This window comes from Daejeonella sp. (assembly GCF_044348475.1).
Classification (GTDB): domain Bacteria; phylum Bacteroidota; class Bacteroidia; order Sphingobacteriales; family Sphingobacteriaceae; genus Daejeonella.
The window spans coordinates 127962-141496 of the sequence record NZ_JBIKSU010000003.1; the positions used below are offsets into that span (position 1 = coordinate 127962).

At 36.3% G+C, this 13535-nt stretch carries 9 protein-coding genes; 5 read left to right on the forward strand and 4 right to left on the reverse strand.

The genetic code is table 11. The features are described 5' to 3' along the window. The first annotated feature begins 4 nt into the window (after window positions 1–4). The 5 genes from ACIQZ6_RS02060 (at window position 5) to ACIQZ6_RS02080 (ending at window position 5034) form a co-directional block, all read left to right on the forward strand. Window positions 5–1090 carry a formylglycine-generating enzyme family protein gene (locus ACIQZ6_RS02060; RefSeq protein ID WP_395807701.1) on the forward strand — a complete coding sequence of 362 codons (1086 nt, stop codon included), beginning with the start codon at window positions 5–7 and terminating at the stop codon, window positions 1088–1090. Window positions 1091–1103: 13 nt separating this feature from the next. Continuing rightward, a complete protein-coding gene (locus ACIQZ6_RS02065) occupies window positions 1104–1313 on the forward strand; it encodes a hypothetical protein (protein ID WP_395807703.1) in 210 nt (69 codons plus the stop codon). A gap of 215 nt (window positions 1314–1528) precedes the next feature. After that, the gene (locus ACIQZ6_RS02070) at window positions 1529–3553 is read left to right on the forward strand and encodes a metal-sulfur cluster assembly factor (RefSeq protein ID WP_395807705.1); all 2025 of its coding nucleotides are present in this window, start codon (window positions 1529–1531) and stop codon (window positions 3551–3553) included. A gap of 300 nt (window positions 3554–3853) precedes the next feature. Continuing rightward, entirely contained in the window at window positions 3854–4600 is a 747-nt protein-coding gene (locus ACIQZ6_RS02075; protein WP_395807707.1) for an SDR family NAD(P)-dependent oxidoreductase, read from the forward strand. 296 nt (window positions 4601–4896) lie between these two features. After that, window positions 4897–5034 (forward strand): hypothetical protein, encoded by a 138-nt coding sequence (locus tag ACIQZ6_RS02080; RefSeq protein ID WP_395807709.1) that lies wholly within the window; start codon window positions 4897–4899, stop codon window positions 5032–5034. A gap of 9 nt (window positions 5035–5043) precedes the next feature. Here the strand turns inward: ACIQZ6_RS02080 and ACIQZ6_RS02085 are convergent, their stop codons facing one another. The 4 genes from ACIQZ6_RS02085 to ACIQZ6_RS02100 all read right to left on the reverse strand — a co-directional run. After that, a complete protein-coding gene (locus ACIQZ6_RS02085) occupies window positions 5044–6174 on the reverse strand; it encodes an efflux RND transporter periplasmic adaptor subunit (protein WP_395807711.1) in 1131 nt (376 codons plus the stop codon). 48 nt (window positions 6175–6222) lie between these two features. After that, window positions 6223–10578, reverse strand: a complete 4356-nt coding sequence (locus ACIQZ6_RS02090) for a CusA/CzcA family heavy metal efflux RND transporter (protein WP_395807713.1) — start codon at window positions 10576–10578, stop codon at window positions 6223–6225. A gap of 88 nt (window positions 10579–10666) precedes the next feature. Further along, a complete protein-coding gene (locus ACIQZ6_RS02095; RefSeq protein WP_395807715.1) occupies window positions 10667–11053 on the reverse strand; it encodes a hypothetical protein in 387 nt (128 codons plus the stop codon). A 98-nt stretch (window positions 11054–11151) separates the two neighbouring features. Beyond that, window positions 11152–13535, reverse strand: a 2384-nt coding sequence (locus ACIQZ6_RS02100) for a tetratricopeptide repeat protein (protein ID WP_395807717.1), incomplete at its 5' end; no start/stop codon positions are given.

Consider the following 13535-nt stretch of genomic DNA (forward strand, 5'->3'; position numbering starts at 1 on the left):
ACGAATGAAGATCCAAAATATAATTTACCTGCTAATCTGTGCAATCTTGTTCACAGCTAGTTCTTGTAATCAAGATAAAAAAGCTGCTGATCAAAGTCTTAGCTCAAAGGGTGTTGCACCCATAACCCTTGCAGATATTTCTTTTAATGGAGACACTTCTAGTTTGGGTATGGTGAAAATCCCTGCTGGAACCTACATGATGGGTGCTGATAATCAGCAAGCCTCAGAAGATGAATATCCAAAACACAAGGTAATGATTGATGCTTTTTTGATCGATCAGCACGAAGTTACCAACGATCAGTTTGCAAAGTTTGTAGCAAGTACAGGGTACTTGACCACTGCAAAAAGAAAACCGGATTGGGAAGAATTGAAAAAGCAATTACCTCCTGATACCCCTAAGCCTGATGAATCATTATTAGTGGCTGCTTCCTTGGTTTTTACTCCTCCCGCACAAAAGGTTGATCTGAATGATTATTCTCAATGGTGGAGCTGGGTTCCCGGTGCAAGCTGGAAAAATCCTGAAGGCCCGGGAAGTGATATCAATGGAAAGGGCAACTATCCGGTTGTTCATGTAAGCTGGGATGATGCAATGGCCTATTGCAAATGGGCTGGAAAGCGGCTTCCAACAGAGGCTGAATGGGAATATGCCTCAAGAGGAGGTTTGATCAATAATGTATATCCATGGGGCAATGAGCATGTCAATACTGGGAAAGCAAAAGCCAATACTTGGGAAGGAAGCTTTCCCAATATGAATAATGCTCATGATAAATTTACCGGTATCGCTCCTGTAAAATCTTTTGCTCCAAATGGCTATGATTTATATGACATGGCCGGAAATGTTTGGGAATGGTGCTCAGATTGGTATAGGAATGATTATTATAAAAGTGTGAATAATGCATCTGGCATTAAGAATCCAAAAGGCCCTGCCGATAGTTATGATCCAGATGAGCCTTATACTCCTAAAAGAGTGTCAAGAGGAGGATCATTCATGTGCAATGAATCTTATTGTTCAGGTTATAGAGCAGCCCGGCGCATGAAAAGCTCACCTGATTCAGGAATGAGTAATTTAGGTTTTAGATGTGTGAAATAATCAATAAATATCCATGAATAAGACTTCTGTTTTTTCAACTGTTATTTCTTTACTTGTTTTATTGATAGTTTCAACATTAGTCCATTCATGTTCTGATACAAGAAATGCTGATTCTGTTCATGGAAAATCTCTGAAAGTAACTACTAAAAAGGTAAATAAACCAAGCTGTTGTGCTAGCGGAATACCTGCTAGATTTCCTTTGAAAAGTGCTATGATGAAATAAATATTTTCAATTCAAACTCTTCCTTTGGCAGTTTAAGCCTTTTGTAAATCCATAAAACTCACTTGCTAACTATGGCCGGCCATTAACAGGTTAAATAAACCTGAATCTCACAAATGATTAGGTGATTTACTATCAGAATTTTCTTCGATTTTCAATATTTATTAGGTTCATTATCAGGATAATCTTATCTTATATCAGTAAATAAAATTTTTGAAATGAAGAAATTTAATCCAAGCAGATCTGCATTAAAAAGACATGAAAATTCCTCTGAAAAAGGAAAGGTAGTAGAAGTCTCAACAGACAATTTAGAACCACAGTTCTTAGACGGGTTGAAACGGCGTAAATTTCTTGGAATGGGTCTTTTAGGTTTTGCCGGTTTAACCTTGCCTCTAATTTCTAAATCAGAAACCCAGAATACCATTGAGAATTTTGTAAGTGATTCTATTGTATCTTTTGCTGATAAAACAACCAGTCAAACCGATAGTATTCAGGAAAAAATTCAATTACTTCAAGAGGCGCTGGTAAAGAAAGATTACAGAACCGCCAGAGCCCTGACCAATTCAATCAGAATTTCTGAAATTCAGTTACACGCTGAAGAAGAAAACTTGGGTACCCCTGATGTTGCTGCAAGTCAGTTTGGAACAGTTGATTCGCTTCCTCAAGTCTGGAAAACCTGGGCAAAAGGCTGGAAATACTATAAGGTTGTCAGTTTAGAGGAAAAAATAGGAACCCCACGTAAAGCTGAACCTGTTGAAGTCTTGCTGAGTTTCCAGGCTTCTCAAACGGCCTCTCTTGCTCGTGAAATACGGGTAGTAGAAATTAAGGATGGTGTTTTAACAGAGGTAATTTCTCAAGTATTCTCTGAGCTTCGACGAGGTTCTGAAAAGATCTGTAAATTATTATTCCTTGCCGATAATCAGGGTAAAGAAAAGCGTCAATACATTGTTTTCTATGGTAATCCAGATGCAGAATTACCCAATTATCAGACCGATCTAAAGGTTAGCGGCGAAGGTTATGGACTGGATATTGAGAATGAATATTTTACAGCAATACTCTCCAAACAAACAGGTCAGCTTGCCCGTATGATCTTAAAACGTGAGCATGGCCTTGAGATCTATTCAGGCGGGCAGGGGCATGGTGAACCAGCCGGAATAGATTGGGCTCACGATTATGTTTCTGATGATGGAATTCAAAAAATGCGTATTTCATTATGGGATGAGTGCCCTGATTTTGAGGTTGTTAAAGGTCCAATTTGTATTATTATTCGTCGTTGGGGCTTTCCTTATTCACCTGTTCACCCCTTGTTTTCACCGGCTAGGATGATCATGGATATAGAGTACCGCTTTTATGCAGGTTTACCTTATTTCCATAAGTTCGGTCATATGACTGCAATTAAGCAATTCTCTCCTGCGGCTTTAAGAGATGATGAATGGGTAATAACCGGACAATCGTTCAATGAAATGTTATGGATGGGACCTGATGAAAAATTGAAAATGGGCGAGGTTTCAAAAGAATCTGCCGAAAAACTTTGGGGAATTGGTTTCTTCAATAAAGACACTAAAGATTCATTCTTTGGTTTATTTCTTGAGCATTATGCTGAGGGATTACCAGAATTAAACCATAATGGATCTCCAAATTTATATTACAAATGGCATGGTCAGATCTGGAGTCGCTATCCTGTTCCTAAAGATATTAAGGTCATCCCTAAAGGCGCTGTACTTCATCAGAAAAATGCCTATGTAACCATTCCATTTACTGCCCAGGACGGGCCAGCACAGATTGAACATTTACGTAAAGAGTTGTTAAATCCACTTTCAGCTTCTGGATCTGTATTGCAAAAAAATGTGATTGCTAATGAAAGTAATAGTCGTTTGGCCCGCTCAGGAGAGGCCCAGGACAGTCCTATTTCAAAAGCATTAGTATGGAAAGCTCTGGGAAATGTTAAAGACCCTCAATTATACAAAGCGGATATTAGTATTGTTGATCTTGGTTTGATCTATGATATTTCTGTCAGAGGTGGTACAGTGAAAATTCTGATGGCAATGCCTCATCGTGGCCGTCCTTTGGGATCTTATTTTATCTACGGTTCTAACGTTGTTCATGCTACAGTTTCAAAAACAATTTTAGAAACGTTATATGAAGTGCCCGGAGTCAGAAAAGTTGTGATGGAGCAAACCTGGTATCCAGAATGGAGCTCCAATTTGATTACCGATGCTGGAAAAATCAAGCTTGGATTGTGATCCTTAACATTTTTTTGCCGCTTAAATTGAATTTGACGAATTTATATGTGACTTATCGTTCATCTAAAAATGGCTTTCAGTGTAGGTTGAGGCTTTTTTTGTCTTTACTGATAAAAATGGATGTGCGATTTTATTTCAAGGAAAACTACTCTTTTTATTTTCGCTATAATTGAATTTATCGTAATTTCCGCTCAGTTTGCAGCTAATACGCTGTTGTGTTTATAAGAAAAGTATTCACTGCAAGCTAAGATTGCTGATTGAATCAAATAATTAATACAAGCTTTAAAGTATAACATATAAATGAAAATAGAATTTAAAGATCAGATTGGAATCATAACCGGAGCGGCTTCCGGATTAGGGCAGGCTATTGCCTTGAAATTATCTGCTAAAGGAGTTAAACTTGCCTTGCTCGATAGAGATAAAAGCGGTTTGGAAATAACGCAAAGCCAGCTCTCAGCTGAATCAGAGATCTACTTAGTAGATATTACTGTTGAAGACGATGTAGCTCATGCAATAACTAAAGTAAATGAACGATTTGGCCGTGTAGATATCCTGGTTAATTGTGCCGGTATTGCTGGAAAAACGAATATTTTGAGCCATGAGGTTGAAGCCGATAATATGCGCTTAGTATTTGATGTGAATTTCATGGGCTCATTTTATACCTCCAAGTATGCCATCCCATACATGCTTAAAAATAATTATGGACGTGTTCTGCATATTGCATCCATATCAGGCAAGGAAGGAAATGCCGGTATGCTTGCTTACTCAGCATCTAAAGCAGCTGTTATTGGTATGGCCAAGGTACAGGGAAAGGAATATGCCGAAAATGGCATTACTGTAAATGCTTTAGCTCCTGCAGTAATCAGAACAGCAATGGTAGAGGCATTACCCGAACAACAGGTTAAATACATGACCGACAAAATTCCAATGAAACGTTGCGGAACGCTTGAAGAAGCAGCAAATACTGCAACTTTTATAGTTTCGCCTGAGGCTAGTTTTTCAACCGCTTTCACCTTTGATCTTTCAGGTGGAAGAGCAACTTATTAATCTAAAATAAATTAATAAAAAAATTTGAGGAGGGTAGGTTCGGGTTTTTCCCGAATATACTCTCCTTAAAATCTTAACCTTGAAATTTTCAAGATGTTCTGAGATTAACTTTCATCAAAGCAAATTGTAGCACTCGATAAAAATATTACGGTGTTTTTGAATTTTACTATAATTTAACAACATACATCTCAAAATGCCTTCTATTCAGTTGTAAAACAGATGATTCAATCCGTAGTGTATCACCGATTTTATACTATCATTCTGTTGAATAGCCATGGAGGTAAACAATAAAGCAAATGCCGGCAAATGGTGTGTTTGGAAATCTGCTATTGTTATCTGTTGAAAAAGGACTACAGATTGGTGCTTCTGTTACTAAAGCCTTAAAAGGTTTAGAGATGTATTCTCTAGAAGATAGAAAATACATCTCATCATAACCACGAATTTTACTCCTCTGACTTATTTTTCAAAGCCATTAATAGGGTATAAGCGCCTTTAATAACTAATTCTTTCCCTTTGAATTTATCCTCATTCAAAACTTGAATGAACCCGTTTTCGCTTGTTCCAATTTCAGCAGGAATCATTTCATACATTTTAGGGGATTTTTGAATGAAAATATAATCTTTGCCTTCAAAGTTTACAATTGCTTCTTCTGCAATTGCTAGCGAGCTAGTGCTTTTTACTTCAATTTCAGCATTCATATACATGCCTGGAGCTAGATTTTTATCTGCATTTTCAAAATGGCAATGTACTTCTGCGGTACCCTCAGCTGAAAGATCTCTGCTTATTAGGCTGATCTCTGCGGCATATTTCTTTTCAGGTTGATTATTGGTGTAAGCAATTATTTTTTGACCCATTGAAAGCTTATTTAAATCTTTTTCGAATATTTTAAGATTTAAATGTATGTATGAAGGGTCAATAAGCTCAAAAAGCACATCTGATGGGTTAACGAATTTTCCAATATTGACATTAACCTTTGATACAAATCCATTGAATGGTGAATAAATCGGAATAGTTCTTGAAATAGTACTCTCAGAAATAGCTACCGGATTGATGTTTACCATTCTTAGTTTTTGTTCTAAAGAGCTCAAAGAAATTCGTTGAGTATTGTACTCCAATTGAATTTGCTGAAATACCTTATCACTACTTGCTTTACTTGCATTTAACTCTTTCTGACGATCAAATTCAGCTTTGCTAAAAGCTAATCTGGCTTTTGTAGTTAGGTAGTCTTGCTGTAGTTGAATATACTGCTGATCTTCAATCACCGCAATAACTTCGCCTTTTCTAATCGTTAAACCAGGCAATAGTTTGGTCGATTTTAAGTATCCACCCAAAGGAATACTAACAGAAATCATATTTTGTGGTGGCACATCAATGGTTCCATTGGTAATGATCACTGAGGATAAAGCTTTTTCCTCAAGTTTAGCTAATACAAGTCCCGCAGACTTTAATTGCGCATCACTCAGTGTTACTACATTAGAAGTTACATCACTAGCTTCTGTTATCGCTTCTTTTTTAGTACTAGTCCCGCATGCTGCAATTAGAAATGCGAAGGTTAAAATGAATATATTTTTCATTTGAATTTAAATTTTATAATGAGGTTATACTGAAAAACGCATCTGCACTTATTTTTCTTTAGAATTTATATAATTGAGATTGATTATGCTTTCATTCAACACTTTAATGATATCAAGACGGTTGTTTTTAATGACAATTGCCTGATTGTTTAGCATGACCCATTCTAAATAATTTATTTCGCCGTTAATGAATTGTTTGTCAGCAGTTTGCCTGATGATATTTGCTTCTGGCATAGAAGTTTGCTCATAATAGGTTAGTGCTCCCAGATAGGTTTCATAGTGTGAACGTGCACTTTTATAGTGTGTTTCTAAAGCGCTTAGTTGAGTTTGATAATTATTTTCAGCAATCTTTTCTGATACTACAGAAGCATTTACTTTTGCCTTTTGCGAAGAGGTGAATACCGGAATTCCAATGCCAAAATAAGCTGCGCCAAATCGTTTGGAAGATGGGTAATAAATGTCATTAGCCCCAATTCCTTTTATACTTGAATTGAAATATCCCAGGTTTAGTTCAGGTAGAAATCGTGATTTTTCAAGTTTCGAATTTGCTGAAGCAATTAATTTTTGTTGGTCTGAAAATTTCAATAGGGGATGCTCTGCTAAAATTGGCCTATCGGTTGAATTAGATAGATATATTTGGACATTAATAGCCTCAGGCTCTGACTTGAGTCTTGTATTGAGTACCAGTTGAAACTGAAGCTTTGCTAGTTCAATTTCATCCTGCAGTGATTTGAGCTGCAGAAAAATACCTCCTCTTTGCGTTTTAGCAGTAGCTCTCTCAAGAATATTGCTTTCTCCGGTTTTGAAACGGAGTTCTGCTTTAGTCAAAAAACTTGAATAGATGCTGTCTGCCTGAATCAAAAGTTTTTCTTTTTCTTTTAGGATTAGGATTGAATAAAAAATCTGTGTAACAGTTCGTTTGATATCCGCTTCTTTTAAAGAAATACTCAATACAGATGCTTTCCATTCTTCATTCAACAATTTTTTTTGATTGGAATAAACGGTTGGGAAACTAAAAGATTGTGATAGCCCAAATCTTGTATCTGAATAGATACTATTGATTTGCCCGAATTCAGAACTAAGCGTAGTTTGAGGGATATTTGCAGATGTTTTGATCAATTTTTGCTGATATTCTGACTTCAACTGTTCATTTTTAATAGTTCTGTTATTTTTTAGAGCGGTATCAATTGCTGCCTGTAAACCGATTTTTTCTTGTGCATTCACATTGCTAAAACCTGTAAAACATAATATCAATAAAATAACTGCACTATTTTTTGAAATCTTTGAGCTTGCCGTGCCTTCAAAAAGTATATAAAGGATAGGTAATACAAAGAGGGTTAGTAAAGTTGCGATCATTAATCCGCCGATCACCACTGTAGCCAATGGTTTTTGAACCTCTGCCCCAGCACCACTGCTTAACGCCATGGGTAAAAAACCTAGTGAGGCTACAAATGCAGTCATTAATACCGGACGCAAACGGATCTTTGTACCCATTAACACAATTCTTCTAAGGTCGGTTTGCCCTGAAGCTTTGAGCCTATTAAATTCAGCTATAAGAACAATTCCATTTAAAACAGCAACACCGAATAAGGCAATAAATCCTATTCCTGCGCTAATACTGAAAGGCATACCCCTAAGTGCTAAAAAGTAAATGCCCCCAATGGCAGATAATGGTATGGCAGTATAAATAATTAAACCTTGTTTAACGGAGTTGAATGCAAAGAATAACAGTATAAATATTAATAGGAGTGATATGGGTACGGCAATCATCAGCCTTTTTTTTGCGGCATTCAGATTTTCAAATGCTCCTCCATAAGTTACATAATAACCTGTTGGTAACTTGACTCGTTCGTTTATTTTCATTTGCAATTCATTAACAATACTTTGAACATCACGGCCACGTACATTAAATCCAACTACAATTCTGCGCTTAGCATCCTCACGCTGTATTTGATTTGGTCCGTTTTTTATGTCAACCAATGCCAATTGGTTTAATGGAATAGTTGTTCCTTGAGGAGTTGGAATCAATAAATTTTTCACATCCTCTAAATTCTTTCTTTTATCCATGTTTAACTTGACTATCAAATCAAAGCGCTTTTCACCTTCAAATACAAGACCTGAGCTTTGTCCTGCGAACGCCGTATTAACTACTCTGTTGATGTCAGCAATATTTAAATTGTATTGAGCAATCGCATCCCGGTTATAATCAATTACGATTTGTGGCATCCCAGTCACTGGTTCAACGAAAAGATCCTGGCTGCCTTCAACTTCATTTACGATTTTACCCAATGACTCGGCATAATGCGCCAGAGTATCTAGGTCTTCACCAAAAATTTTCAATACAACATCCTGCCTAGCACCAGTCATTAATTCATTGAAACGCATTTGCACAGGATATTGGAAGCCCGCAGTAATTCCCGGTACATCTTCTAATGCTTTACCCATTTTTGCAGCCATTTCATCAAAAGTTTTGGCAGTAGTCCATTCGCTTTTGTCTTTCATGATCACCATCATGTCGCTCGCTTCCATAGGCATTGGATCGGTTGGTACTTCACCACTTCCTATTTTTGTAACTACCTTAATAACTTCTGGAAATTGAGTTTTAAGAATATGGGCTGCTTTGGTTGTACTCTCAATAGTGGTATTTAAGTTGCTGCCTGTCAATACCCGTGTATCTACAGCAAAATCGCCTTCCTCTAATGCCGGAATAAATTCACCACCTAAATTGGAAAGAATAACAAGGGCCGTAATAAACAATCCTATTACCGTTCCTAAAACTATTTTAGGAAATTTTAGCACACGTGATAGCTGATGTTGGTAAAAAGTTTCAACCTTGAACATGATTTTATCTGAAAAATTCGGTTCATGTTTTATTTTCTTACTTAAAAACCATGCACTCATCATTGGTATATAGGTTAACGAAAGTATAAACGCTCCTAATAGTGCAAAAGCAACGGTCTGTGCCATTGGTTTAAACATTTTACCTTCTATTCCTTCAAGCGTAAATATGGGCAGGTATACAATAAGAATAATGATCTGACCAAATACTGCACTATTCATCATTTTACTTGCCGAACTTTTCACCTCTCCATCCATGTCTTTTTGCGACAAACGATTAACCAGTCCGAATCGTTTGCCATGCGTTATTTGATGCATGACTGCTTCAACAATGATAACTGCACCATCAACAATCAAACCAAAATCTAGAGCACCTAAACTCATTAAATTGCCACTTACCTTGAAAAAATTCATCAGGATTATGGCAAAAAGCATAGCCAGAGGAATCACAGAAGCAACCAATAAACCTGCCCTAAAATTTCCCAGAAATAAAACCAAAATAAATACTACAATCAGAGCACCCTCAATCAGATTTTTTTCAACCGTAAATATGGCATTATTAACCATTTTGGTTCGGTCTAGAAATGGTTCGATAATAACGCCTTCAGGCAATGTTTTTTGGATTAATTCAATTCTTTCTTTTACGTTTTTTATGACCTCACTGCTATTCGCATCTTTTAGCATCATCACTACAGCTCCTGATACTTCACCTTCATCATTATAGGTCATTGCTCCATATCGTGTTGCATAACCAATATTAATTTGTGCTACATCACGAATAAAAATAGGAGTGCCATTTTCACTGCTTTTAATATTAATTTTTTCTATATCTGCTGTATTTCCAATTAATCCTTCAGTCCTAACAAACAATACGGTAGGTCCTTTTTCAATATAAGCGCCCCCAGTATTTTGATTATTTCGTTCTAAAGCTGTAAAAACATCATTAATTGTGATATTGAAAGATTTAAGTTTATTGGGATCAACAGAAATTTCATACTGTTTTAATTTCCCTCCAAAACTACTGACCTCGGCAACTCCATTAACGCCAAGTAATTGCCGCCTTACGATCCAGTCTTGAATAGTTCTTAGTTCTGTGGCATCGTATTTAGCCTCATAGCCTTTTTTAGGCCTTATCACGTATTGATAGATTTCACCTAAACCGGTTGAAATTGGACCTAATTCTGGAGTGCCAATTCCGTTAGGTATCTCAGTTTGGACTTTTTGAAGACGCTCAGCAACCTGTTGCCTTGCCCAGTATATATCAATTCCATCTTCAAAAACGATGGTAACTAAAGATAATCCAAATCTTGAGAAGCTTCTGATCTCTTTAAGGCCCTTGATATTACTGTTTGCCTGTTCAATTGGAAAGGTAACCAGCCTTTCAATATCTGTTGCTCCAAATGAAGGAGCTACAGTAATTACCTGAACCTGGTTGTTGGTAATGTCGGGAACTGCATCGATTGGTAGTTTGGTTGCCTGATATGAACCATATCCAATCAATGCTATCACAAATAGCCCAATAATGAGTTTATTCTTTACAGAAAACTCTATAATTGCATTTAGCATAAAATTTTAGTTTAACAATTTATCTCAATAAATAGTATGATGCCTGGGAAAGAATAGCTTCACCAGATTTAAAACCCTTTAATAAATGTTAACAAAATTTTGGAGGTTGCCAGATAGTAGATAGGAAAGTAGAATTGAATAAATGATCATTATCTATTTTATAGATATTGATCTCTCTCTCGAATGGATTAACAAGTTTAATGGAGGTGAAATTGTGAATAAAAGATAAACTTAGGCTATTTAAAGATTCTTCCTTCGATTTGAAAGGCAATTTCATATCCTTATCATGATCTGCATATTTCACATCATTATTGGTGTAATGCATGATCATAAAACTCCATAAGGTAGTACCCTCATTCCAGGTTTTATGTTCATTAAAATGCTCCAAAAGCAGCGGTAATTTCAGTATCTGACTAAGCTCAGTTGAAGAGATCAGATAAGCAGAAAGAAGCAATATGGAAAGCGTTTTTCTCACAAAGTAAAGGTATGGAAATATTACCTGATTTTATGATTATAATCTATGCAGGATGGTAATTCCTTTAAAGAGTTGAAATCTTAATTTTGAAGGCTATTCTACTGTTTATTGATGCGCGCGATCTTGCTTATTAGATTTTCAACTTTTAATCTTAGCTCATTGGCCTTTATTGTATTAGCTTGTGAATCATACATACTAATGAGGTTTTTGAATGCTTTTAGATTGTATGGATTATAGTTTATAGCCTTTTCATAACATTCTATTGATCCTGATTTATTGGATTTAGAATCCAGAATAATTCCTTTTGAATAATAGTAATCTGACAAGAAAAAGAAGTCGCCCTTGGGTACAATTTGTTGAAATACTTCATCGGCAGCTTCTGGAGTCTTGCTTGAATTTAATAATCGCACAAATCTGAGTTTATCTGCTTCTCTTAGATTTTTCAAGCTGTTTTTAGTTAGAACCTTAAGATAAACGTTTAAACTATCTTTTTGACCCAAAGCATGGTAAATATCTGCGATTCTTAACGTAAAATCTGTTCTTGAATTTCCAGATGCAGCTAGTATTCGCTGAGCCTCTTTTATGGTCGAAATTGCCAGGTCAAATTGCCTACTTTCAACTAGTGCATCAGCATACATTGTTCTAAATTCATAGTTCTGGGGCTTCTGCTCAACAAGATTTTTCAGAATTTTCACAGCTTCTGCATCGCCTAAGCTTGACCTTAATCCGGCTGAAAATGCAATGGCATCATTCCTCTGGTCTCTCAAATAGGTAGAAATTATGGCACCATTTTTACCATATTTATCAGCACTCTCAATAGCTTCAGCAATCATTCCATTGCTTTTGTATAGTGCTCTCAGTAATCTATTGATATTTGCTAGTTCCTGATAATCATCTTCTTGATCAAAGGCCATATTCAAGTATTTGGCTTGTTCCTGTACAGCAGTTTTTTGGTCAATATCGCCCGCTGTTTGCTGCGCTAACCGAAGTTCCGAATAGGTAACATATATTGGAGCATAATTAGGGTTGATCCTTTCGGCTTTCTTTATCCATTCTTCTGCTGCCCTGAAATTTTTTGCTTCCTGATTTATTGTAGCCTGGGCAAGATATACAGGCAAATATTTTTGATCAAAACTCAATGCGGTGTCAAGGTATGCAAGTCCAAGGTCCTTGTTTTTTTGCTTTACACTATTGCTCAGGTTTAAATACACTTCAGACCAATTGCTAGCCATGGCTTGTTTATCTCCATTAAGATAAGCTGTTTCTTTTTTTACAAGTTGATCAATAAAACGGTACATATCAGGATCTTTCTTTTTAAGATCTGAAGTAGTATTCATTGATTTAAAATCAAGCGGATGAACTTTAATTGGCTCAAAATAAGCCGGGTAGGTTTGAGCAAAATACTCGCTTTCATTATTTTGAGAATAGTAATCTAGTGTGCGTTTCTCATTCATTGCCTTGTAATACAATGCTCTGATCGTACGATTTTCAAAATCTGTTAATACCCGGCCATGGAATAGGTGTACATATTCATGAAGGATCACATTTCGCTCCATGAATGCCCCACGTTCTACATATTCAATGGCCGCAGCTCCACTTCCAACTCCTCTAATGTCCATCCATTGTCTATTGTCAAAAGTGGTCATAAATCGAAAAGAAGGCGAATTCATGGTTATAGCTAGATCTTTATGAAGAGGAGGAATCCGGAAAGAATTATTTTGCCTGGATAAAAAAGGAAAATAGACCACAGATGTATAAAGTTGGTTCCATGCCATTGCTTTTATTGCATCGCCGGGATAATAATTAATATCAGGAAATACCTTTTTGAAATTTTCAATATCGCTTATTCGGGTGTTATTTAACTCATTAGTAATTGAATCAAAGGTTGAAAGAAATGCAATGCGCTTTGATTTTAATACTGCTGATAAACCATTGTGGGCTGGTCCATAATGCTTTTTTGTGTTCAATATATCTCTGAAAATATGTTCAGCAGAATCCAAACGGGTTTTCCTATCAATATCATAGGCGATATAATAAACTGAAGCTTTATGTAATTTAGGTAATACCGAGGTAGGATATTGTTTTTCAATTTTAGTTATCAAATCAATTGCCTGTGTAATTAATCTATTCTTTACCAGATCATCACATTTTTCTAATTCTTTTCGAATCAGATCATCGTCTTTTTCAGCATAATCAGCATAAGTTAAATTGGTATGTCCATTTCCCCAATGCCAATGGGTTTGATAATGAAGTGGATTTATGGTCAATGCTAGATCCCATTGTTTGGCCATCTCATTTAATAATCTTGCATCAATTTTTCTCCAAATGGCATATCCATAACTAAATCGAGCATCTGCATTGAAGGGTTCTAATTCTAGTGATTTCCGTAATGGTGCAAGTGCAAGTTCTGGTTGCTGATCCCAAAAATAGGCATCCGCTTCAAGCAAATACGCGCCGGCACTTTGCTTGTTTGCTTTTAAAA